The sequence below is a fragment of the Catenulispora subtropica genome (assembly GCF_039531675.1).
Taxonomy (GTDB): Bacteria; Actinomycetota; Actinomycetes; order Streptomycetales; family Catenulisporaceae; genus Catenulispora; species Catenulispora subtropica.
This window is the reverse complement of sequence record NZ_BAAAQM010000039.1, coordinates 36,703-59,359: the sequence shown is the minus strand read 5'-3', so window position 1 is coordinate 59,359 and position 22,657 is coordinate 36,703. Positions and strand designations below refer to the sequence as shown.

22 protein-coding genes are annotated in these 22,657 nt (G+C 71.9%); 12 read left to right on the top strand and 10 right to left on the bottom strand.

From position 1 onward, the window contains the following. Window positions 1–93 precede the first annotated feature (93 nt). Genes ABD466_RS28845 through ABD466_RS28835 form a run of 3 tightly spaced genes read left to right on the top strand, consistent with a single transcriptional unit; the run spans window position 94 to window position 3,675 of the window. Entirely contained in the window at window positions 94–654 is a 561-nt protein-coding gene (locus ABD466_RS28845; protein WP_344660338.1) for a gluconokinase, read from the top strand. Window positions 655–683: 29 nt separating this feature from the next. Then, on the top strand, window positions 684–2,072 hold the full coding sequence (locus ABD466_RS28840; protein WP_344660370.1) for a GntP family permease: 1,389 nt from the start codon (window positions 684–686) through the stop codon (window positions 2,070–2,072). A 10-nt stretch (window positions 2,073–2,082) separates the two neighbouring features. Then, window positions 2,083–3,675, top strand: coding sequence for an FMN-binding glutamate synthase family protein (locus ABD466_RS28835; protein ID WP_344660337.1), 1,593 nt, complete (start codon window positions 2,083–2,085; stop codon window positions 3,673–3,675). A gap of 27 nt (window positions 3,676–3,702) precedes the next feature. Here ABD466_RS28835 and ABD466_RS28830 read toward each other — a convergent pair whose 3' ends face one another. Continuing rightward, window positions 3,703–4,563 (bottom strand): helix-turn-helix transcriptional regulator, encoded by an 861-nt coding sequence (locus ABD466_RS28830; RefSeq protein ID WP_486334157.1) that lies wholly within the window; start codon window positions 4,561–4,563, stop codon window positions 3,703–3,705. A gap of 133 nt (window positions 4,564–4,696) precedes the next feature. Here ABD466_RS28830 and ABD466_RS28825 point away from each other — a divergent pair, with 133 nt between their 5' ends. The 3 genes from ABD466_RS28825 to ABD466_RS28815 all read left to right on the top strand — a co-directional run bounded on the left by ABD466_RS28825 (window position 4,697) and on the right by ABD466_RS28815 (window position 9,375). Next, the gene (locus tag ABD466_RS28825) at window positions 4,697–5,581 is read left to right on the top strand and encodes an NAD-dependent epimerase/dehydratase family protein (RefSeq protein ID WP_344660336.1); all 885 of its coding nucleotides are present in this window, start codon (window positions 4,697–4,699) and stop codon (window positions 5,579–5,581) included. Between the two features lie 183 nt (window positions 5,582–5,764). Further along, window positions 5,765–8,473: an SCO7613 C-terminal domain-containing membrane protein gene (locus tag ABD466_RS28820; protein ID WP_344660335.1), complete on the top strand. Its 2,709-nt coding sequence runs from the start codon at window positions 5,765–5,767 to the stop codon at window positions 8,471–8,473. Between the two features lie 5 nt (window positions 8,474–8,478). Further along, window positions 8,479–9,375, top strand: coding sequence for an amidohydrolase family protein (locus ABD466_RS28815; RefSeq protein WP_344660334.1), 897 nt, complete (start codon window positions 8,479–8,481; stop codon window positions 9,373–9,375). Here the strand turns inward: ABD466_RS28815 and ABD466_RS28810 are convergent. Continuing rightward, the gene (locus ABD466_RS28810) at window positions 9,363–9,914 is read right to left on the bottom strand and encodes a DinB family protein (protein ID WP_344660333.1); all 552 of its coding nucleotides are present in this window, start codon (window positions 9,912–9,914) and stop codon (window positions 9,363–9,365) included. The genes ABD466_RS28815 and ABD466_RS28810 overlap by 13 nt on opposite strands. A gap of 46 nt (window positions 9,915–9,960) precedes the next feature. Here ABD466_RS28810 and ABD466_RS28805 point away from each other — a divergent pair, with 46 nt between their 5' ends. After that, entirely contained in the window at window positions 9,961–10,914 is a 954-nt protein-coding gene (locus tag ABD466_RS28805) for a 2-hydroxyacid dehydrogenase (RefSeq protein ID WP_344660332.1), read from the top strand. Between the two features lie 66 nt (window positions 10,915–10,980). Here the strand turns inward: ABD466_RS28805 and ABD466_RS28800 are convergent, their stop codons facing one another. After that, on the bottom strand, window positions 10,981–13,197 hold the full coding sequence (locus ABD466_RS28800; protein WP_344660331.1) for an MMPL family transporter: 2,217 nt from the start codon (window positions 13,195–13,197) through the stop codon (window positions 10,981–10,983). An 86-nt stretch (window positions 13,198–13,283) separates the two neighbouring features. Between ABD466_RS28800 and ABD466_RS28795 the strand changes: the two genes are divergently transcribed. Then, on the top strand, window positions 13,284–13,955 hold the full coding sequence (locus ABD466_RS28795) for a TetR/AcrR family transcriptional regulator (protein ID WP_344660330.1): 672 nt from the start codon (window positions 13,284–13,286) through the stop codon (window positions 13,953–13,955). Here ABD466_RS28795 and ABD466_RS28790 read toward each other — a convergent pair. After that, a complete protein-coding gene (locus ABD466_RS28790) occupies window positions 13,907–14,707 on the bottom strand; it encodes a DUF2071 domain-containing protein (RefSeq protein WP_344660329.1) in 801 nt (266 codons plus the stop codon). The two genes, ABD466_RS28795 and ABD466_RS28790, sit on opposite strands and share 49 nt — an antisense overlap. 313 nt (window positions 14,708–15,020) lie before the next feature. Here ABD466_RS28790 and ABD466_RS28785 point away from each other — a divergent pair, with 313 nt between their 5' ends. Continuing rightward, a complete protein-coding gene (locus tag ABD466_RS28785; RefSeq protein WP_344660328.1) occupies window positions 15,021–15,539 on the top strand; it encodes a DUF3145 domain-containing protein in 519 nt (172 codons plus the stop codon). Between the two features lie 108 nt (window positions 15,540–15,647). Here ABD466_RS28785 and ABD466_RS28780 read toward each other — a convergent pair whose 3' ends face one another. Further along, window positions 15,648–16,244 (bottom strand): HAD family hydrolase, encoded by a 597-nt coding sequence (locus ABD466_RS28780; RefSeq protein WP_344660327.1) that lies wholly within the window; start codon window positions 16,242–16,244, stop codon window positions 15,648–15,650. Window positions 16,245–16,279: 35 nt separating this feature from the next. After that, on the bottom strand, window positions 16,280–17,224 hold the full coding sequence (locus ABD466_RS28775; protein WP_344660326.1) for a nitrilase family protein: 945 nt from the start codon (window positions 17,222–17,224) through the stop codon (window positions 16,280–16,282). A 70-nt stretch (window positions 17,225–17,294) separates the two neighbouring features. Here ABD466_RS28775 and ABD466_RS28770 point away from each other — a divergent pair, with 70 nt between their 5' ends. Beyond that, window positions 17,295–18,173 carry a LysR family transcriptional regulator gene (locus tag ABD466_RS28770; RefSeq protein ID WP_344660325.1) on the top strand — a complete coding sequence of 293 codons (879 nt, stop codon included), beginning with the start codon at window positions 17,295–17,297 and terminating at the stop codon, window positions 18,171–18,173. 24 nt (window positions 18,174–18,197) lie between these two features. On the opposite strand, the gene ABD466_RS28765 is transcribed toward ABD466_RS28770, so the two are convergent. The 4 genes from ABD466_RS28765 to ABD466_RS28750 all read right to left on the bottom strand — a co-directional run bounded on the left by ABD466_RS28765 (window position 18,198) and on the right by ABD466_RS28750 (window position 20,970). After that, complete coding sequence (locus tag ABD466_RS28765; protein WP_344660324.1) at window positions 18,198–18,761, bottom strand: hypothetical protein; 564 nt, start codon at window positions 18,759–18,761, stop codon at window positions 18,198–18,200. Continuing rightward, on the bottom strand, window positions 18,758–19,294 hold the full coding sequence (locus ABD466_RS28760; protein WP_344660323.1) for a SigE family RNA polymerase sigma factor: 537 nt from the start codon (window positions 19,292–19,294) through the stop codon (window positions 18,758–18,760). Before ABD466_RS28760 ends, ABD466_RS28765 begins: the two co-directional genes overlap by 4 nt. 31 nt (window positions 19,295–19,325) lie before the next feature. Beyond that, complete coding sequence (locus ABD466_RS28755; RefSeq protein WP_344660322.1) at window positions 19,326–19,898, bottom strand: hypothetical protein; 573 nt, start codon at window positions 19,896–19,898, stop codon at window positions 19,326–19,328. A 91-nt stretch (window positions 19,899–19,989) separates the two neighbouring features. After that, window positions 19,990–20,970 carry a DUF5937 family protein gene (locus ABD466_RS28750; protein ID WP_344660321.1) on the bottom strand — a complete coding sequence of 327 codons (981 nt, stop codon included), beginning with the start codon at window positions 20,968–20,970 and terminating at the stop codon, window positions 19,990–19,992. Window positions 20,971–21,086: 116 nt separating this feature from the next. On the opposite strand from ABD466_RS28750, the gene ABD466_RS28745 reads away from it, so the two are divergent. Together ABD466_RS28745 and ABD466_RS28740 are read left to right on the top strand one after the other, a co-directional pair. Further along, the gene (locus ABD466_RS28745) at window positions 21,087–21,593 is read left to right on the top strand and encodes a tetratricopeptide repeat protein (RefSeq protein WP_344660320.1); all 507 of its coding nucleotides are present in this window, start codon (window positions 21,087–21,089) and stop codon (window positions 21,591–21,593) included. Between the two features lie 14 nt (window positions 21,594–21,607). Further along, the gene (locus tag ABD466_RS28740; protein ID WP_344660319.1) at window positions 21,608–22,633 is read left to right on the top strand and encodes a glycoside hydrolase family 130 protein; all 1,026 of its coding nucleotides are present in this window, start codon (window positions 21,608–21,610) and stop codon (window positions 22,631–22,633) included. The last annotated feature ends 24 nt before the right edge of the window (window positions 22,634–22,657 follow it).

The following is a 22,657-nucleotide window of genomic DNA, read 5'->3' as shown; positions in this document are numbered from 1 at the left end:
ACGGAATCATCACTGAGTCTTCAATCTTCATACTTTTTACCCTACGGTGGCGCGTGGCCCCTCCTCGGGCCCGGTCAAAGGAGACTTACCGCCATGTCATCTGAGAAACCGCCCATCCTGCTGGTCACCGGTGTGTCCGGGAGCGGCAAGACCACCATCGGCTCGCTGCTGGCCGGCCGGCTGGGGTGGGACTACGCCGAGGCGGACTCGTTCCATCCGGCGGCGAACATCGAGAAGATGGCCGCCGGGCATCCGCTCACTGATGAGGACCGGTGGCCGTGGCTGGACGCCATCGGGGCCTGGATCGACGCCACCGGGGAGAAGGGGCGTCCGGGGGTCGTCACGTCCTCGGCGCTCAAGCGCGTCTATCGCGACCGGTTGCGGGCCGGGCGGCCGCAGGTGCGCCTGATCTATCTGGACGCCGACCGTGACGTCGTGGCGCGTCGGCTCACCGCGCGCAACGGCCACTTCTTCCCGCCGGAGCTGCTCGACACGCAGTTCGCGGACCTGGAGCCGCCCACCGACGACGAGAACCCGGTGCGGGTCCCGGTCGACGAGGAGCCGCTGGCCGTCGCCGAGAAGCTGGTCCGCGCCGAACATCTGGAAGCCGTCGAGGCGGCGCACGACGAGGAGATCAAGGAGATACGCGCGTGAGCGTGTCCGCCGGCCCCATATCCGCATCCCTGTCCCAGGCCGCCGCGGCGGCCGTCAAGAACACCGCCTGGACCGGCCACGACACCCGGCTGATCGTCGTGGCCCTGGCCGGCATCGCGCTGGTGGTGCTGCTCACCGCCGTCGTCAAGATCCATCCGTTCCTCGCCCTGCTGGTCGGCGGGCTGTTCGTCGGCGTGGCCGGCGGCATCCCGGCGGACAAGCTGATCAGCACGCTGACCACCGGTGTCGGCGGTGTGCTCGGCAACGTCGGCGTGGTCGTGGCCCTCGGCGCCATGCTCGGCAAGCTGCTCGTCGACTCCGGCGGGGCCGACCGGCTGGTCGGCGCGATCGTCGACCGGGTCGGCGAGAAGCGCGCCCCCTGGGCCATGGTGCTGGCCGCGATGGTCGTCGGCATCCCGATGTTCTTCGAAGTCGGCCTGGTGCTGATGATCCCGATCATCTACCTGGTCTGGAAGCGCACCGGCGGCTCGATCCTGCGGGTCGGGATCCCGGCGCTGGCCGGTCTGTCGATCCTGCACGGCCTGATCCCGCCACACCCCGGGCCGCTGGTCGCGATCAGCGCCCTGCACGCCGACCTCGGCACCACCCTGCTGCTCGGGGTGATCGTCGCCATCCCGACCGCGGTCATCGCCGGGCCCCTGTACGGCACCTGGATCGCCGGGAAGGTGCATCCGCACCCGCCGGAGAGCCTGGCCCGGCAGTACACGCTGACCGAACGCGAGGACGGCGAGACGCCGTCGGTGTGGACCACCCTGTCGGTGATCCTGCTGCCGGTGGCCATCATGCTCGCCAAGACGGTCGTCGACGTCGCCGACGACGACGCCAAGTCCGAACTGCACCGGGTCATGGACTTCATCGGCGACCCGATCATGGCGCTGGTGATCGGCGTCGCCTACGCCGCGCTGGTGCTCCGTTTCGGCCGCAAGCAGACCTCGGACATCATGGGCGCGGCCCTGCCGCCGATCGCGGGCATCCTGCTGATCATCGGCGCCGGCGGCGGCTTCAAGCAGATGCTGGTCGGCACCGGCATCGCCGACTCCATCGGCAAGGCCGCCGACCACTCGCACCTGTCGCTGCTCCTGCTGGCCTGGCTGATCGCGGTCGGCATCCGGCTGGCGACCGGCTCGGCGACGGTCGCCACGGTCACCGCCTCCGGCATCATCGCGCCGATCGCGGCCTCCGGCACCGGCAGCGGCACCTCCACCGCCCTGCTCGCCCTGGCCGTGGGCTCCGGCTCGCTGTTCCTGTCGCACGTCAACGACGCGGGCTTCTGGCTGGTCAAGGAGTTCTTCGGCATGGACGTCAAGCAGACGTTCAAGTCCTGGTCGGCGATGGAGACCATCCTGTCGTCGGTGTCCATCGTGGTCATCCTGATCCTGGGGACGGTCGTGCACTAAATTGCGCGGCATGGGACTGCTCACGCTGCCGGCACTGGCACTGCTCACGCTGCTCGCGGCGTGGGCGGTGTCGTTCTCGCTCTTCTGGCTGATAGCTCTCGTTCCCCTGGCGGCCCTGGTGCTGCTCGGGATCCACGACATGGTGCAGCGGCGGAGCTCCATCCTGCGCAACTTCCCGGTCCTGGGCCACGTCCGGTTCATGATGGAGTACATCCGCCCCGAGATGCAGCAGTACTTCATCGAGCGCAACACCGACGGCCGTCCCTACGACCGCGACACCCGCACCGTCATCTACGAGCGGTCCAAGGGCATCCACGGCGACCAGGCGTTCGGCACCGAACTCGACGTCGAGGCCTCCGGCTACGAGTTCCTGGAGCACTCCATGGCGCCGGAACAGCCGACGCCGGAACAGCCTCGGGTCATGGTCGGCGGCCCGGACTGCACGCAGCCCTATCCGATGGCCCTGCTCAACGTCTCCGCGATGAGCTTCGGCGCACTGTCCGCGAACGCGATCCTGGCCCTGAACAAGGGCGCCCGGGCCGGCGGCTTCGCCCACGACACCGGCGAGGGCGGGATCTCGCCCTACCACCGTGAGGGCGGCGGCGACCTGATCTGGGAGATCGGCAGCGGCTACTTCGGCGCCCGGACGCCCGACGGCCGCTTCGACCCGGAGAAGTTCCGGGACAAGGCCGCCGACCCGCAGATCAAGATGGTCGAGCTGAAGCTGAGCCAGGGGGCCAAGCCGGGCCTGGGCGGCGTGCTGCCGGGGGCGAAGGTGACGGCGCAGATCGCCGAGATCCGAGGCGTGCCGCAGGGCGTGACGGTCATCAGCCCGCCGGCGCACCAGGTGTTCCGCACACCCCGCGAACTCGTGCTCTTCATCGCCCGGATGCGGGAGCTGGCCGGCGGCAAGCCCACCGGCTTCAAGCTGTGCGTCGGCTCGCGGCGCGAGTTCCTCGCGGTGTGCAAGGCGATGCTCGCCGAGGGCGTCACGCCGGACTTCATCGTCGTCGACGGCTCCGAGGGCGGCACCGGCGCCGCCCCGCTGGAGTTCGAGGACAACGTCGGCACCCCGCTCACCCACGGCCTGCTGACGGTGCACAACGCGCTGGTCGGCGTCGGCCTGCGGGACCGGATCCGGATCGGCGCCAGCGGCAAGGTCGCCCGCGGCACCGACATCGTCAAGCGCGTCGCCCAGGGCGCCGACTACTGCAACGCGGCCCGCGCCATGATGATGGCGGTCGGCTGCATCCAGGCCCAGAAGTGCCACACCAACCACTGCCCGGTCGGCGTGGCGACCCAGGACCCGAAGCGCTACCGGGCGCTGGACGTACCGGACAAGGCGGTGCGGGTCCAGCGGTTCCAGGCCGCCACGGTCGCCGAGGCCCAGCAGATCATCGCCGCCATGGGCCTGACCGGACCGCACGAGCTGCGTCCCGAGATGGTGCGGCGCCGGGTCAGCCAGCGGAAGGTGAGCAGCTACGCCGAGCTGTACGACTACCTGGAGCCCGGCGAACTTCTCGGCGAGCCGGTCGGCGGGTGGGATCTGGACTGGCGGGCCGCCGACCCGGATTCGTTCCGGCCGGTGGCGGTGGAGGCCTAGCCGGAGGCTGTTCGGGATCGGGTCCGCTCACCTCTGCCCGACACCCATCCGCTCGGTGCCCAGCACCCGCAGCAACGCCAAGGCCTGGTGCGCGGGCGTGCCGGCCGGCGCCGAGTGGATGATCAGGCGCTGGTCGTGCTCGGGGGTGAACATGACCTCGCAGTCCAGCGTGATCCGCCCGACCACCGGATGCAGCACCGTCTTGTGGTCGGACCGCCGCAGCTGGACGTCGTGCCGCTCCCACAGCTCCGCGAAGCGCGGACTACGGGTCCTGAGTTCCTCGACCAGCGCCCGCAGCCGCGTGTCGTCCGGGTGCGCCGCCTGTCGCGCGCGCAGATCGGCCACCGCGTTCTCGCCGTTGCGCGCGAAGTCCTCGGGTTCGAAGTACGCGGCGGCCTCCGGGTTGCAGAAGTGCTGCCACGCGATGTTCCGCTGCTCCGGGGGCAGCCGGCCCGGATCGCCCATCAGCGCCGCGTGCATCGCGTTCCAGGCCAGGATGTCCGCGCGGTCGCTGACCACCATCGCCGGGGTGTCGTCGAGCTTGTCCAGCAGGTGCAGCACGCCGGGACGCACGTGGTCGGTCGGGGCCCGGCGGTCGTCCTGGGGCATCAGGCCGGACAGGTGGAACAGGTGGTCGTGCTCGTCCTTCGTCAGGCGCAGGGCCCGGGACAGCGCGCCCAGCAACTGCGCCGACGGCTGCGGCCCTCGCGCCTGCTCCAGGCGGATGTAGTAGTCGACCGACATGCCGGCGAGCATCGCGACCTCCTCGCGGCGCAGACCCGCGGTCCTCCGGCGGCTGCTCGCGGGCAGTCCCAGGTCCTCCGGACGCAGCCGCTCACGGCGGGTCCGCAGGAAGGCGGCGAGTTCGGCACGGTCGATCTTGAGCACCCCACCAGCATCACCCACCGGCCCGCCGTTATCCAGGGATCGCCGGTCCCAGGATGTCCGGGTCTCTCCACACCGCCTTCCACCTGCGGCAACGTGATCGGTATCCACAAGAACCGACGTAGGGGTGATGACGATGAGCACGACTTTCGACCGGCCGATCCTGGTGACCGGCGCCACCGGGACCGTCGGCAGCCGCCTGGTCCCCCGCCTGCTCGCCGAGGGGGAGGCCGTCCGCGCCCTGGTCCGCGACCCGGAGTCGGCGACCGCGGTGCTGTTGCGCCAGGCCGGCGCCGAGCTGGTCGTCGGCGATCTGACCGCCCTGGACGCGGCCGGGTTCCAGGAGATCGTGCGCGGCGCGGGCGCGGTGATCCACCTGGCCGCCGCCTTCCGCAACGGCGAGACGCCCGAGCAGGCGACCGCGGTGAACACCGACGCCGCCGTGTCCCTCGCCCGCGCCGCGGTGGACGCGGGCGCGACCCGGTTCGTCTTCGCCAGCACCAACCTGGTGTACGGGGACGGCCACGCGGGCCCGCAGACCGAGCAGTCGGCTCTGCTGCCGTCGTCTTTCCCGTCGCCCTACCCGGGCTCGAAGTCGGCCGCCGAGGAGGCGCTGCAGAAACTGCGCGCCCAGAGCGATCTGGACCTCCGTGTCGTCCGGCTGGCCTTCATCTACGGCGACGGTGACCCGCACATCGAGCAGTTCATGAGCCGGACCCTCGACTGGCACCCCTCGCGCCGGCTGCAGATGGTCCACCACGCCGACGTCGCGCAGGGCCTCCTGCTCGCCCTCCGCGCCGAGGGCATCAACGGAGAGGTCTTCAACATCGCCGACGACTCCGCGACCACCCTGGCCGAGATCTACGGCTACATGGGCCGGGAAATCACCCAGGAGATGAACGACCGCCCGGTGACCAACCCCTGGTACGGCATCACCGACAACGCCAAGGCCCGACGGGTGCTCGGCTACCGGCCCCTGTACCCGACGATGCGGCAGGCCCAGGACGCCGACGCCATGTGAACCCTGAGCAGAAGCCTGAGTACCCCCTGAGGGCAGGTTGAGTACGACGGCGGGTTCTGAGGTCCGACGGGATGCGACACGCTGGCTGCCATGAGTGGTGGACCAGAGAGCGCGTCCCGTTGCCCTGACTGCGGCGAGCCCTTCACCGGCAGGCCGGACAGGTGCCCGTCGTGCGATCTTTTGTTGACCGGCCTCACCGCCGCCCGGCTATGGGTCGTGGACCAGAGCATCGCGGCCCTGACCGCCGAGCGCACCATGCTGTTGCGCGCGCTACGCGGCGCCAGCGTCCCCGCCATGGCACCGGCGGTCCCGTCGCCCGCCGCGCCGACCCTTCCCGCGCATTACCTGCCCGCGCCCCGGCCCCGCGTCGAATGGAGCCGGCGCAAGGTCCAGAACCTGCTGCTCGGCCTCGGCGTCCTGCTCCTCACCGTCGCCGCGCTCATCTTCGTCGCGGTCAACTGGGGCACGCTCGGCGCCGGCGGCCGCGCGGCGGTGATGGCCCTCGTCACCGTCTCCGCGGGCGGTGCCGCCACCGCGGCCGCCCACCGCGGACTGCCCGCGACCGCGGAGTCCGTCGCCGGCCTGGCCATCGCCCTCCTGGTCGTCGACGCCTTCGGACTCCGGCTGACCGGCTTCGCCACCGGCATCTCCGCCACCACCTACTCGGGCGCCGTCGTGGCGGTGATCGCCATCTCGACCGCCGCTTGGTCGACGGCGGTCAACCTCCGGACGCTCCGCATCTGCGCCCTGCTCGCCGCCCAGCTCGTGATCCCGCTCCTGGCCGAAACGAGCGTGGGGCACCCCGCCAGCGCCGCGGCGGTCTACGGCCTCCAGACCATCGCCCTGCTGGCCCTCCGCTACCGAACCCCGATCGCCGAACACGTGGACGCCAAGGTCCTGCGCATCAGCACCTATGCCTGGTGGGCCTTCGCGCTCATCGCGTGCGCAGCCGCGGTCTACGGCCGTTCCCCGGAACGCTCCGCTTGGGGCTACGCGGAGTTCGCGGCGTGCGCGGCCATCGCCGTCTGGGCCGCACGCCACGAGGATGCCGAGATCCACCTCGCAGTGGCCACCGCGACCGGTATCGCAGCAGCCTGCGGGATCGTCCCGCACCTGGCCGCGCCCTGGCGCGCCCCGGTGGTGGAGATCGCCGCGATGCTCGCTGCCGCCGCCGTCCTCCTCGCTGTACCGACACACGTGGCGCGGGCGTCGAACGCCGTCGTCGCCGCGACGGCCGGCGGCGCGTTGCTGACCGCCGTCAAGCCCACCGGGCAGGCGCTCGCGGCCCCGTTCGCCCTGACCGCCCAGGACGTGTGGCACAGCACCTGGTCCCAGGCCTCGCACCTGGCTTCGACCCACACGCTGGCCGCGGGTCAGCGGTGGGCCGGAACCGGCCAGCTGGCACTGCTCGTGCTCGCGGCGCTCGTCACCGCGTTGTTCCTCATCCCCAAGAGCGTGGGGCTGGCGCACCAGACCATCGAACCGGCGCTCGCCGCTCTCGTCCTCGCCAACCTGGTGCTCGTGCCACTGGAGGCGGCGTGGGTGCTCCCCGCCGCGGTCGCCTGGGATCTCGCACTCGGCGTGGCGCTGCTCCTGCTGGCGACGGCCCGCAGGCCGGAGAGCCACCGGGTGATGACGATCGTCGGAGCCTGCTTCCTGGTGCATGGGGCGGTGTGGTCGGTGCGGTCCGCGACGCTGACCGTGGTCGCCGTCGCCGTGGTCGCTGCCACGACGGCCATGGCCGCCGCGCGGTGGCGCTCGCGGGACCGGCTGGTGCTCGCGGCGGCGGCGGCCGGCCTCGCGGTGCTGGAGGCGGTGCTGATCGGCCGCTATCAGGGCACGACGATCGCCGGGACCGGCGTGGTCCTCGCAGCGGCGGCGGCAGGGCTGTTCGCCTTCACGTACGTGGTGCACAAGCGGCTCGACGACCTGTACACCGAGGTGTTCCAGACGATCGCACTCGTGGCGGCGGTGATCAGCCTCGGGCTGGCGGCCGGGGAACCTGCCGCGTCGACCATGGCGGTCGCGTTCCTCATCGCAGGCGTCGGCCCTGGCATCGGCTTCGGGAAGGGGCGGCTCACACTGGCCTGGCTGCCGCTCGTCCAGGTGCTGCTGTGTCTCGAGGTGGACACGATCCACCGCTGGCTCGCCCCGGAAGCCGACCTCAGCTCGCGGGGCGTGGCGCTCGCCATCGCGGCAGCCGTGGTGACGGTGGCCGTTCACCGGCTGACGTCCCAGAAGACAGGTATCGGTACCCTGATAACTGGCCCTGCTGTCTACGTGCTGGCTCTGGCCGGAACAGTGGCGGGTCTGCGCCTCGATCCGATCTGGATCGCCTTGCTGGTCGGAGGTGTCGCGGCCGGTGTCGTCGCGGCGGTGCGGCCGCCGCGTGCGGTTCCGGGCGCCGTCAGCTCGCTGCTGGTCCTCGCCAGCAGCTGGGTACGGCTGGGGGAGTCACACGTCCACACGGTCGAGCCCTACACGGTCCCCGCCGCCCTGACTCTGCTCGTGGCAGGCTACTTCCGCCGGCGGGAAGCGTCATCGTGGTCCTGCTACGGACTCGGCCTCATTCTCGGGCTGACGCCCACTCTGGCCCAGGCGCTGACCGATCCGGGTCTTCTGCGCCCCGCCCTCGTCGGGCTCGCGGCCCTGATGGTCCTGATCGCCGGGATGAAGGAACGCCTCCAAGCCCCGCTGGCGATCGGCGGCGGCGTCCTGGCGGTCGACGCGATCGCCCAGCTGTCGCCGTACCTCGCCGACGCCTACAACGCCGTCCCGCGCTGGGCGCTGATCGCGGCGGCCGGGGCGCTGCTGCTCATCCTCGGCGTCACCTACGAGCGGCGCATCCGCGACCTCCGCACGCTCGGCCGCCGGTTCGGCGGGCTACGGTAGACCACGTGCCACCCACCGAGACGAACGGCGACACCACTGACGTCCGGCGCTTCTGGCAGGACCTCGGGCTCCCCGGCCTGATCGACGTCCACACCCACTTCATGCCGCATCGTCTGCTGGAGAAGATCCGCGCCTACTTCGACGCGGCCGGGCCCCTGCTCGGCCGCGAATGGCCGATCCGCTACCGCCAGGACGAGCAGGAGCGGCTGGCGATCCTTCGCGGCTACGGTGTTTCGGCCTTCACCTCCCTCGCCTACCCGCACAAGCCGGGCATGGCCGAGAGCCTCAACGCCTGGACGGCCGACTTCGCCGCCCGCACGCCGGACTGTCTGCACAGTGCGACGTTCTTTCCGGAACCCGAGGCGGCGCGGTACGTTCCCGCGGCCGTCGCGGCCGGCGCCCGAGTGTTCAAGGCCCATGTCCAGGTCGGCGACTACGACCCCGCGGACCCGCTGCTCGACCCGGTGTGGGGCACCCTCGCCGAGGCCGGCGTCCCCGTCATCGCGCACTGCGCGTCCGGCCCGGTCGGCACCCCGTTCACCGGCCCCGGGCCCATGGCCCGGGTCCTGGCCCGGCACCCGAGGCTGCGACCCGTCATCGCCCACTTCGGCCTGCCGGAGTACGTCGAGTTCCTCGACCTGGCCGAGCAGTACGACGGGGTGCTGCTGGACACCACGATGGCGTTCACCGACTTCTTCGGCCGGGTCGACTTCCCGGACCGGGAGCGCAAGCGGGTCGCCGAGTTCGAGGACCGGATCCTGTTCGGCAGCGACTTCCCGAACATCCCGTATCCGTACTCCGAGGCCCTGGAGTCGCTGGCGCGCCTGGACTTCGGCGACGGCTGGCTCCGCGCCGTGTGCCACGACAACGCGGCGCGGGTGTTCGGGCTTCAGCTCTCGTAGCGACGCCCGGTCACGTCCCAGTAGTGGTGGATCGGGTCGTGGATGAAGTAGCGGGCGAGCGTGTCGATGGTGAAGTCCGAACCGTCGCTCCGGTGACCGGTCCGCTGCCACTGCTCACCGGCGACCTCCGCGAACCGCTCGGCGAGCTGCTCGGCGTTGGCGACCAGCGCCGCCAGCACCTGCTCCGGGTCCTGCGCGTTGTAGTTCTCGGCGAGGGCCGTCTCGTCCTGGTCCCAGTTCGGGTACTGCGGGTCCTCCTGCTCCAGCATCATGCTGACGCGGCCGAGGTAGACCTCACAGCAGTCCCGGACATGGCAGGCGTACTCCAACGGCGACCACTTGGCCGGCTCCGGCCTGGTCCGCAGCCCGTCAGCGCCCGCCACGACCCCGGCGGCGAGCAGCGCCCGCCACGCCTCGGCGTTGTCCCGCAGGAGCCCCGGGATCTCCTCGGGCGCGACGGCCCCGGCCTCGAAGCCGCACTCCGGGCACGGGCGCTCCAGCACCCATGTCCAGTTCTTGGTGTCCGGTGTGATGGTCATGGCCGCCACCCTAGCCTTCGCCGTCAGCCTGGGTAGCATGCGTCTCATGCCCGAGACGCAAGCCCCCCGCCGCGTGTGGGTCCCCTTCGGCCGCTCCGCGAAGGATCTCCCGCCCGGCCTGGTCGCCGACGTCTTCACCGGGGTGGACATCGAGGCTCCCGGCGGCGTCCCCGACTCGATCGACGAGGTCGAGCTTTTCGTTCTGCCCTACTCCTTCACGAACTGGCACCCGGAGCTGATGGCCCGGATGCCGCGGCTCCAGGTGGTCCAGACGCTGACCGCCGGTTACGAGCACGTGCTGCCCTACCTCCCCGAGGGCGTGACCCTCTGCAACGCCCGCGGGCTGCACGACGCGTCCACGGCCGAGTTGGCTCTGACGCTCACCCTCTCCGCCCTGCGCGGCATCCCCCGGTACGTCCGCCAGCAGGACCGGAACGACTGGGCGCCGGCGTATCAGGACGACGACGCGGTCGTCGACGACGCGCTGGCCGACCGCACCGTCCTGATCGTCGGCCACGGCTCCATCGGCTCCGCGATCGAACGCCGCCTCGCCGGGTTCGAGGTGGACATCCTCCGCGTGGCCCGCACCGCCCGCGAGGGCGTGCACGCCATCGGCGACATCGACGCCCTGCTCCCGCGGGCCGACGTGGTGATCGTGGTGGTCCCGGCGACCGACGCGACCCGCGGCCTGGTCGACGAGGCGTTCCTGGCCCGGATGAAGGACGGGGCCCTGCTGGTGAACGTCGCCCGCGGTGTCGTGGTCCGGACCGACGCCCTCCAGGCCGAGTGCGCCTCGGGCCGTCTCCGGGCCGCGCTGGACGTGACCGATCCCGAGCCGCTGCCGCCGGACCACCCGCTGTGGCAGACGCCGAATGTCCTGATCACACCGCACGTGGGCGGCGCGTCGACGGCTTTCCTGCCCCGCGCGCTGAAGGTGATCGACGATCAGCTGCGCCGCTTCGCCGCGGGCGAGGAACTCGCGAACGTGGTGGTGCCCTAGAAGCGAAGCCGGGCTCGGGCCGTACCACCGGCTCGAGCCCGACCTCAGCCGACGCTTATCCGACGCTTATCCGACCTTCCCCGCGACGCTGAGCTCCGGCACCGGCACGACCTGTTCCTCGCCGCCCTCGCTGACCCCGAACCGCTCGTACACCCGCCGCATCGGCCCGGGCGCCCACCACGCGCTCCGTCCCAGGACCCGCATGGCGGCCGGTACCAGGATGCCGCGGATGAGCAGCGCGTCGATCAGAATCGCCAGACCGCACCCCAGCCCGAAGAACTGCAGGAAGCTCACCGAAGCCGTCCCGAAGGCGAAGAAGCTCACCGCGAGCAGACCCGCCGCCGTGGAGACGATGCGGCCCGTCCGCGCCAGGCCCTGGCTGACCGAGTCGTGCAGGTCGGCACCCTGCGCGTGCAGCTCCTTGATGCGGCTGGTGAGGAACACCTCGTAGTCCATCGACAGACCGAACGCGATGCAGAACAGCAGCACCGTCATCGCCGTGTCCATCGGCCTCGGCGTGAAGCCGAGGATCCCGGACAGGTGCCCGTCCTGGAAGATCCACACCATGGTCCCGATCGAGGCCGACAGCCCCAGGGTGTTCAGGACCAGCGCCCGCAGCGGCTGCGTGACGCTGCCGGTGAACAGGAACAGCACGATGAACGTCGTCAACACGACCCACCCGATCGCGTACGGCAGCCGCCCCGTGATCGCGTGCTGGGTGTCGACCAGCCGCGCGGTCTCGCCGCCGACGAGCGTCTGAGCGCCGTTCGGGCCGGGCACCGCCCGCGCGTCCTTCACCAGCCGCTGTGCCGTCGCCGAGTGCCCGTTCTCCGCTGTGAACAGCGTCAATCGCTGGGCGCTGCCCGTCGCCAGCGCGGCGGCTCCGGGCTGGACGGCGCCGACCGGCCGGCCGTGGACGAAGGATCCGGCGCTGCTGTCCACGCGCACGGCGTTCGGCAGGCTCGACAGCTTCGCGGCGTAGGCGGCCACCGACGGGGCGTCGGCCGGCCCCGTCGTGACGATCTGCACAGCGGTCGCCTGGTTCCCCTGGAAGTCGTCGTGCAGGGCGTCGGCGGCCTGCCGCGCCGGGGCGCTGGACGGGAGCACGGTCTCGTCCGGTGTCCCGAACCCGGCGCTCAGCACCGGTGAGGCCAGGACCGCCAGCAGGGCCACGACCGGCACCGCCATGAGCGCCGGCCGCCGCATCACCAGGGAGGCCAACCGGCCCCACCCCGGCGCGGCCGATCCCTGGTTCTTCGCCCACGGCAGCCGCCCGGCGTTCACCCGGTGGCCCAGCGCGGCCAGCAGCGCCGGCATGATGATCAGGGCGCTGCCGGCCGCGATCGCGACCACCCCGATGCCGGCGTAGGCGAACGACCGCAGGAAGAAGAACGGGAACACCAGCAGCGCGGCCACCGCGGCGGCCACGGTCAACGCCGAGAACGCGATGGTCCGGCCCGCCGTCCGCATCGTGCCGAGCACGGCGTCCGGGACGCTCGACCCCTGCGACAGGAACTCGCGGAACCGGGCCACCATCAGCAGCGCGTAGTCGATCCCCAGCCCCAGGCCGAGCGCCGTGGTGAGGTTGATCGCGAACACCGACACGTCGGTGATCCGCCCCAGCACCGCCAGTTCGGCGAAGGTCCCGAGGATCGCCACCAGCCCGATCGCCAGCGGCAGCAGCGCGGCCACCACGCTGCCGAACGCCACCACGAGCAGCAGCAGCGTGAGCGGGATCGCGAGCGACTCGGCCATCGCGAGGTCCTTCGTGACCTGGCCGTTGACCCCGTGGTTCACCGCGGCCTCGCCGCCGGCCCGGATGGTCACGGCCGCGTCGTCCGCCGCGGAGCCGGACAGCAGGCGCTTCGTCGTGTCCAGGATCTGCTTGTCGTCGCCGAGCACCCGGGCCAGCACCATCGCACTGCGGCCGTCGGTCGAGCGCAGCGCCGGGTCCGGCGTGCTGAAGTACGAGACCACCTTCGCGAGGTCGTGGTCGGCGGTCAGGCGCCGCGTCAGGTCCCTGCCGGCCTGGACGGCCGCGCCTTCGTCGATCCCGCCGCTGCGGGCGTGGACCACCAGCACGAGGTTGTCCTCGCCGCCGAACTGGTTCTGGATCGCCTGGCGCGCCTTCCACGACGGCGACGAGGTGTCGTCGAAGCCGCCGGCCTTCAGCACCCCGAAGGCGCCGACGCCCAGCGCGACCATGGCTATGAGTACTACCGAGGCGGAGATCAGGACGGCTTTGGGCCGCCTCACCGCCAGTCGTCCGATGCTTCCGAGCATGGTGTGGAGCCCCCTCCAGATCGCGCGCCCACGGAAGTTGACGCCGTCAACATCGAGGATGCCGGAGCGTTGTTAACGGTGTCAACATGAGGCACGATGATCTGATGGGCACCCCGAAGACGGCACCCCGCACCAGCTACCACCACGGCGATCTGCGCAACGCGCTGATGGACTCCGCGGTCGAGCTGGCGCGCCTCGGGGGACCGGCCGCCGTGGTGCTCCGCGAGGTGGCCCGCCGGGTGGGCGTCTCGGCGACCGCCGCCTACCGCCACTTCTCGGCCGCCGACGAGCTCGTCGACGAGGTCAAGCACGCCGCGCTCGCCAAGCTCGCCGAGTCGATCGAGCGCGCGGTGGAGGCGGTCCCGGCCGACGGCGACCCCGGCGACGTCGCGGTGGCCCGGCTGCGCGCCTCAGCCGAGGGCTATCTGGACTTCGCGTTCAACGAGACCGGGCTGTTCCAGACCGCGTTCTGCCGCGAGGAGATGGAGCACCCCGAGGGGACCGAGAAGGGCAGGCCCTTCGCGGAGTCCGCCGCGTTCCAGATGTTCAGCGGGCTGCTCGACGAAGTGCTCGCCGCGGGCCGGATGGCGCCGCAGTGGCGGGACGGAGCCGAGATCGCGGGCTGGTCGATGGTCCACGGATTCGCGGTGCTCACCACCGACGGCCCGCTGGGGCGGCACGTCCCCGACGAGGCGAAGGCTTTCATCCGTCAGCGGACGATCGACCTGCTGCTGCGCGGGCTCACCGCGACCGACTGAACACCCGCAACCGACTGAACACCCGCAACCGGCGGAACACTTGCGACCGGCGGAACACTTGCGGCCGGCTCCCACCGCGCCGGCACATCATGCATGGCGATCGCCGAGTCGAACACGGCCGCGCCCCGTGGGAACAGCGACCGGTCCTCGAAGAAGCTCGACTGCACATAGTCCGCACGGACCGGAATGCCACGCCACACCGGAGTGGCCAGTCGCACCGCGGTGTGCCCGCCGCCATCTCGCGCCGGCGAGTGGCCGATGCTCGCGCAGCGGAAGAAGGCTGAGGCGACGTCCGGGCCGGTGAAGACGGACCCGGCCGGCATCGCCTCAGCCTGTTCCCCGGTGAAGGCCACACTCATCAGGCCATCGGTGCTCTGGGCGGCCAGGCTGTAGCGCCCGCCACCCTCGATGACGCCGAAGGCGGCCCGATGCAGATTCCCCCACCGCGCGGCCAGCGCCGAGTCGGCATCCCGCCGGAAGACGTACACCCCCGTCGCCACGCCTTCCGGCGTATCCCACTCCACGGCCATCCGGTGAGCGGCCGACTCCATCGTCAACCCGGCCCACTTCGGGACCCCGGCCAGCCGCACTTCCCGCAACCGCAGCAAGCAGATGCCTCCGAGCGCCGGACCCAGACTCAGATCCGGCCGGAAGGGGGCCGGCAGCGCCGCCGCGGCCGCTTCCGGATCGACCGCGTAGGTGACCAGCACGCGGCGCGCGATGGTCGCGATCGTCGTCCCCGGAGTCCTCATGGGCCCGCCCCTCCCCGTCCCCTCGGTTTGAGCAATTGCTCAACGCCCATGGTAGCGCACCCTTTGAGCATTTGCTCAAACGGATGAATCACCCCATATCAAGGGTTGTATCTCCGGCCTCGAAAGATCACCCGGTTGGCGGCCTGCGCGCGGCCCTGTTCCGCACTTAGAGTGCAAGAGCACTAAGACAGCTGGTGCCGCGCCCGGACAGTGCGGCACAATAAAGGCCGCTGACATGGGAATCCACGGATGTGGTGAGTGGCAAGGCCGCTGGGGAAGGCGAACCTCGCCGCAGCACAGCCAGGAGGTCCCGATGACGGCACAGTCGACGAACAAGACAGTGACAAGCGGAGTCCTCTACATCCACTCCGCACCACGCGCGCTCTGCCCGCACATCGAGTGGGCGGTGGCGAGCGTCCTAGGCGTGCGCGTGAGTCTGGACTGGACGCACCAGCCCGCCGAGCCCCACATGTGGCGCGCCGAGCTGTCCTGGCGCGGTGAGGCCGGCACCGCCGCCCGCATCACCTCCCAGCTCCGCGGCTGGCAGCAGTTACGCTTCGAGGCGACCGAGGACGCCTCCGACGCCTCCGAGGGCGAACGCTTCTCGTCCACTCCGACGCTCGGCGTCTACCGCGCGGCCACCGGCGCCCACGGCGACATCGTCATCTCCGAGGACCGGCTCCGCGCCGCCCTGGCCCGTGCGCACCGCGGCGAGTCCACGCTGGAACGCGAAGTCGAGGCCCTGCTCGGCAAGCCCTGGGACGACGAGCTGGAACCGTTCCGGTACGCGGGCGAGGGGGCGCCGGTGCGGTGGCTGCACCAGGTCGGGTGACGCCCGGCGGGCGGCGCGGCGCGGGTGAGCCGGGTGGCGGTTCACCCGGACGAGTGGTCTTCGACGGCTGATTTCACGAGCCGGCGGCGCGCGGGCGACCCGCTGTGATCACCGTCCGGTGTACGGCCGGACATCGATGACCCGCATACCGGCCGCGTGGGCGGCCGCGATGCCCTCGTCGCTGTCCTCGTACACGACACAGCCGGCCGGATCGGCGCTCAGAGCCGCCGCGGCGTGGCGGAAGATGTCCGGCGCCGGTTTGCCCCGTGCGACGTCGTCCCGGGTGACGATGGCGTCGAACGCGTCGCGGAACGGAAGCCGGCGCAAGGTGTCGAGGATGATGGCCCGTGACCCGCCGGAGGCGATCGCCATCGGGGTGCCGCCATGGGCCGCTTCCACCACTTCCAGCACCGCGGCGTGCGCTGTGATCCCGTCAGCCTCCTCGCGGAAGAACATGTCTCGCGTGGCGACGATGTCATCGAGCGAGGCCGCCGGTGTGACGCCCTGTTCGCGGACCAGAAGCTCGATCATCTCCGCTGAGGAGATGCCGGTCCGGGAGAAGAACCACTCCTTGCCGAGGTCGAGCCCGACGGCGGACACGGCGCGGGACATCGCCCGGTAGTTGGCCTCGACGCTGTCGACCAGCGTCCCGTCCCAATCGAAGAGCAGAGCTTCAGCCGGCGGTGGTGTCAGGTCGGGGTGCATGGCGTGCCTTTCCTCTCGTCTCTTCTCGTTCGTTCCTAGCTGAACCGCGCGGTCCGCGCGTCCACCTCGTCCCCGTACTTCGCGGTGAGCGGCCTATACAGCTCAGGACGCCGCGCTCGGAGCCACCGCCGGCCTGTGGCCAGCGGAACAAGGTCCAGGTCCAGATCGGCGGTGACCATGGCATCGTGGATGGCCCAGGACTCCGCGATGATCCGGCCATAGGGATCGATGACCATCGCGTTTCCGGTGCGTACTTCGTCGTCGTCGCGGCCGACTCCGTTGCTGAAGACCACGAACAGCCCGTTGTCGTGGGCCCGGGACGGCAACCAGCGCAGCAGCCATCCACGGCCGTTCGGCCCGCGGAAGGCGTCCTCGACCGCCCCGGGGTCGGTGTGCCGGTTCTCCCACACGCTCAGCGGGATCGGCTTCATGCCGTGCGGGCTCACCGAGTCCGTGCCGCCGGTCTGGTGGGGAGCCAGCAGCACCTGGGCGCCGAGCAGGGCGGTGGCGCGGACGTTCTCGACCAGGTTGTTGTCGTAGCAGATCAGCACTCCCATGCGGACGTCCCACGGCGTGTCGAACACGGTGTAGCGGCCGCCGGAGGAGATGGCCTCGTGCTCGAAGGCGTGCAGCTTCCGGTGGATGTGGACCGAGCCGTCGGGGAGGCAGACCGCGTAGGCGTTGAACAGCCAGCCGTCGCGCGCGGTGAGCAGCCCGACGCCGATGCCGACGTGCAGTTCGGCGGCCAGCGCGCTGACGCGGGCGATGCTGGGGCCGTCGTCGGCCTCGGCGACGGAGTGCAGGTAGCCGGCGTCCCGCTTGGTCAGGTGCCAGTAGCCGAGCAGGCACATCTCCGGGAACGCGACGATCTGGACGCCGTCGGCCGCGGCGGAGCGGGCGAAGTGCTCGACCCGGGCGAGGTTGTACTCCTTCACACCCGGGCGCGGTTCGAACTGGACGGTTGCGGCTCGAAGGATCATGCGTCCATCGAAACCCCGCGGTCTTCGATGCGTCCAATGAATGCCGCCGCCCCTTCGATAAACTGGAGGAATGGAAGACCGGCTGGTCCGGGCCTTCGTCGCGGTGGCGGACCACGGCACGTTCGGCGCCGCGGCCCGGGCCCTGGCCGTGACCCAGCCCGCGCTGACGAAGCAGATCCAGGCCCTGGAGGGCCGGATCGGCGGCGCCCTGTTCCGCCGGGGCCGCCTCGGCGCCCGCCTCACGCCGCTGGGCCGCACCCTGCTGCCGGACGCCCGCGACGCGGTCGAGCGCCTCGACGCCTTCGAGCTGCGCGCCCGCCGCCTGACCGCCGGCGGCGCCGGCCGCCTGGCCCTCGGGTTCGGCCTGTCCACCATCGACATCGCCCCGCGCGCCGTCGCCGAGTTCCGCCGCCGCCACCCGGACGTCGGCGTGACGCTCGACGACATGGCCACCGCGATCCAGCTGGAGCGGCTCCGGCGCGGCCAGCTGGACGCCGGGTTCGTCCGGCTCCCGGTCGGCGAGGACCTGTCGGTGCTCGAACTCGGCGGCGACCACCTGATGCTGGCGGTGCCCGCGAACGTCGACCCGGCCCCCGGGGTCCGGGCCCTGATCACCACCCACGGCCTGGTGGCCCTGGCGCAGTCCAAGGGACCGGGCTTCGTCGACCAGGTGGAGGGCTACCTCGCCGCGGAGGGGATCCGCCCCCGGGTGCTCCAGCGCGCCTACGACCTCCAGACGGTGATGGCCCTGGTCGCCGCGGGCGTCGGCGTGGCCCTGGTGTCGGCCGGCGCCCGCGTCGTGGTGGCCCCGGAACGCATCCGCTGGCTGCCGATCGACCACGAGGCCGCCCGCTGGCGGATCGGGGTGGTGTGGGGGAGCGGGGAGCCGCCGGCGGCGCTGGCCGCGTTTCTGGAGGTGACGCGGGAGCTGGCGGCCGCGGGGTGGTGATCAGGGCGCTCGTCAGCCCGCTGATCAGGGCGTCGCGCTGGCTGTGGTGGGCGCGGTGGGCGCGGTGGGCCCGGTGGGCGGCGTCGCCGGGGGGTTCCCGCTCGCGCTCGACGTCGACGACGGCAGGCCGGGCCCGCCGCCGGTCGGGGTCGCGGGCGTGAAGGAAGGCTCCGGCGCCCCGGGTCGCGACAACCAGGGCGACGAACTGGCGGCGCCCTGGCCGGGTGTGACGGGAATGCTCGTGGACGGAGCCGGCGTGATCACCGGCTGTTCCGGCGTCGTCGGGGGAGCGGTGGTCGCCGGGGGCACCAGGGGAGAGGGCCGGTCGGGCGCGGGTCCTCGGTGCCCGGCCAGCAGCACGACCGCCGCCGCGGCACCGATCGCCGCCGCGGCACCGATCGCCAGACCGCCGGCCGCCAGCGCCGACCCGCGCGGCGACAGCCGTCGGCCGCGCGCCGGAGGACGGATCGCGGCGACCCGCCGCGCCAGGTCCGCCGACGGGTGGATGTCCTCGGCCCGCGCGGCGAAGTGAGCGCGCAGCGCGGCGTGCTCGCGCCCGGACTCGGGCGGGTGCTCGTGCTCGCTCATCGTGGCACCTCACTCGTCGAGGTCAGTCGGCCGTGGAGCGTTTTCAGCGCCCGGGACGCGTGGGTCTTCACCGAGCCGGCCGAGATGCCCAGGGTCTCGGCGATCTGCCGCTCGTCCAGATCGCACCAATAGCGGAGCACGATCACCGCCCGCTGCCGGGGAGGGAGCGCGGCCAGGCCCTCCGCCAGGTCGCCGGAGGCGTCGGCGTCGGCGTCGGCGTCTGCGGGCGGGGACGCCGTGCCCCCGAGCAGGTCGAGGTCCGCGGCGCTCCCGATCGGCGTGTCCCGGCCGCGCTTCAGCTTCTTGGACCGGTCGATCGCCAGGTTCACGAGGACTTTGCGGGAGTACGCCTCGGGGTTGTCGCCGCCGATCCGCCGCCAGTGCCGCGCCGTGCGCTCCAGCGAGATCTGGACCAGGTCCTCGGCGGCGTGCCGGTCGTCGACCAGGAACGCCGCGGTGCGCAGCAGCCTGTGCATGGCTCCGCGCGCGAACGCTTCGAAGTCCGGCTCCGAACGGCCCGAACGGTCTCGCAAGTCTGTGCTCCCTGTCAGCGCTCCCGGCGGCTCACCGCGACGGCGACGCTGAGGGGGACGTCGAAACCCAGGTCGTGGGTTCCGGCGTTCCCGGGCTGAAGGTGGTCGGCGGGTACGACGGCGTGGCCGACGGCCGGGGACCGCCGGGTGCCGAGGACGTGGCCGAAGGGATCGGCGTCGGCGCCATCGTGGGGCTGCTGATCGTCGTGCGCGGAGGCGTGGCCGACGGCACCGGGCTGAAGGTGGTCGGCGGGTACGACGGCGTGGCCGACGGCCAGGGACCACCTGGTGCCGAGGACCATGTCGTCGCCGGCGGCGTTCCGGGGACCGAAGGCGACGGCGCGACCGAGGTCGGAGGGACGCCCGGCAGCGATGGAGAGGCCACCGGCCCGGTCGGTGCGGTGGCCGGTGCGGTGGTCGGTCCGGTCGGCGCGGTGGTCGGTGCGGTCGGTGCGGTGGTCGGTGCGGTCGGGGTGGTCGGCGCCGGACCCCCGCCGCTCGCCGAAGCCGCCTGCGACACCCCGATCCCGATCCCGGTCACCGCCAGGACCCCCAGGCCCACTCCGATCCCGGTGGTCCGCAGGCTCCGCTTGCTCTTCGCCATCTCACCCCTCCTGCTGGCGGGCCGTCTGCCCTGCCACACCCTCCTCAACTACGCCGCGCCGACTCCGGTTGACACGATCTCGAACGAGTTCTCAGTGCCCCCGCACCACCGCGTCCCCCAGCCGGGTCCGGCGGTACCGGATCTCGTGCCGGTGCCGCTCCCCGACCACCATCCCGGCCTCCCGCAGCACCGCCAGATGCTCGGACACCGTCCCGAGCGCCAGCGCGTGGCGGTGGGCCAGCCGGGTCGTGGACGCCGGCTCGTCCAGCGCGGTGAGCAGGTGGGCGCGGGTGCGGCCGATCAGCTTGGTCAGAGCCGCCGCGGTGGTGTCGGGCCGGGGCTCCCAGGCGTTGGCCAGGCCGCGCGCCGGGTAGACGAGCGTGGGCTGCCACGGCGGGTCGGTGATGACGACGACCTCGTCCCACTTGAACACGCTCGGCATCAGCAGCAGGCCGCGGCCGTCCAGGTCGTGGTGCTCGTCGCCGCCGGGGTCGCGGATCAGGGTGTCACCGGTCCAGTGCACCGTCGGGTGCAGGTCGGCGAACAGCCGGTCCAGGCCGCCCTCGGCCAGGCGGCGGGACTGATACGCGACGTCGGCCTCCAGCAGCGCCCGGATCCGCGGCCAGTGCGGCGCGACCAGCGTCTCCCACGCCCCGCGGATCAGCTGCGTCAGCAGGCTGAGCACCTCGGCCGGGTCGCCGAGCAGCAGCCGGCCGGCGGGGGTGTCCGCCGCGCCCGGCGTGTCGCGCAGCGACAGTTCGATCTCGCGGCGGACCACCGGTGCCGGGGTGGCGGCGATGCGGGTGAGTTCGGCGTCGAAGTCGCCGACCGGTGAGTTCGGCGGCGGGGCGAGGAAGTCGGGCGTGTAGCCGCGGCGCGGCTGGAGCAACACGATCGGCTCCAGAGCGAGGCCGGGCAGGGCGGGGCGGACGCCGTCCAGCCAGCGCCGGTGGTGGCCGGGGCCCTGGGATCCGGTGGCGTCGCGGACCGCGGACAGCGTCTCGAACGCCGGCGACACCGCGAACCGGCAGCGGGCCAGGTCGGCCGGGCCGAACCCGAGACTGATCGCCATGCCGCGCCCCTTTCCCCGAGTCCTTCGGCGGTGGCCGAAAGACTTTCGGTGATCCTAACCGCTCCGGCAGGATCGCCAGCGCACCGAGAACCCCCCGCACGGAAACGGAGCCCATCGTGACCGCCGACCTGAAGGCCGACGTCAACCGCCGCGCCGCCGCCCTGTTCGCAGCCATCGACGACTACGAGGAGGCGGATTTCCTCAGCGCGATCGACGCCCTCGCCGCCGAACTGCCCGAGGACGACGCCGACGCCCTCTTCCACCGCGGCAGCGCTCGCGACAGCTGGGGGCACTCGGACCTCGCCGTGCCGCTGTACGCGCGCGCGCTCGAGATCGGGGGCCTGACCGGGGAGAACCGTCGGCGCGCGACGATCCAGATGTCCAGTTCGCTGCGCAACATCGGCCAGGTGGAGGAAGCGCTGGCGACCTTGCAGAAGGAGCGCGAGAACGGCGAGGACCACCTGTCCGACGCCCTCGACTGCACGATCGCGCTGTGCCTGGCCACGCTGGGCCGCGAGCGCGAGGGCCTGTCACTGGTCCTGGTGGCCCTCGCCAAGCACCTGCCGCGCTATAACCGGTCGATGGCGAACTACGGACGTGCCCTCGTGGAAGAGGCCGAATAAGGCAGGATGTCTGCATGTTGATGAAGCGCCATCCCGCCAATCCCATCCTGACCCGGGACCCCGACCGCTCTTGGGAAGCCGGCTCGGTGCTGAACGGCACCGTGGTCCGGGGCGTGGACGGCACCATCCACATGCTGTACCGCGCCACCAACGGCGTGGAGTTCGGCACGGCCGGCGAGTACGTGTCCTCGATCGGCATCGCCGACAGCACCGACGGCGTGCGCTTCGTGCGGCGCGCCGAGCCGCTGATCGTGCCGGACCGGCCCTACGAGATCGGCCTGGGCTGCGAGGACCCGAGGGTGGTGTTCCTCGACGGCGAGTACTACATCTACTACACCGCCGTCGAGGGCACGCCCCCGGACATCAAGGTCCGTATCGCCCTGGCCACGTCGCCGGACCTGAAGACGGTCACCAAGCACGGCGTCGTCGGCCCCAAGGGCGCGCCGTCCAAGGCCGCGACCCTGTTCCCGGAACCGGTGGACGGCAAGTACCTCTGGTTCTTCACCTGGTGCTCCGACACCCCCGGCGCCACGGTCCTGCACGCCGTGTTCGACGACCTCGACGCGGTCCGCACCCCGCCGCCCGGCCACATCGCCGCCGTCGTCGAGGACTACGACCGCAGCGCGGTCCTGATCCCCGGCGACCGCGTGGAGCTGGCCAAGGTCCGCGTCCGCCGCGGCCCCGAACTCGGCGCCCCGCCGATCCGCACCGACGCCGGCTGGCTGTTCTTCTACTGCAACTCCGACAGCGAGATCGAACCGGAGTGGCAGATCAGCGCGGCTCTGCTGGACCTGGACGAACCCTGGCGGGTGATCGCGAAGACCCCGGAACCGCTCATCACGCCCCAGACGGTGGAGGAGCTGGACGGGGTGGTGAACAGGGTGACGTTCCCCTCCGGCGCGATCGTGCTCGACGGCACGGTCCACCTCTACTACGGCAGCGGCGACCAGGGGATCTGCCTGGCGACGTGCGATCTCGCCGAACTGCTGGAACACCTGGCCCGCAACCCGGTGAAGGGAAGCGGGCCCTGCGTGGCGTGAGCTCCAGCGTGCGCTCCGGCGTGC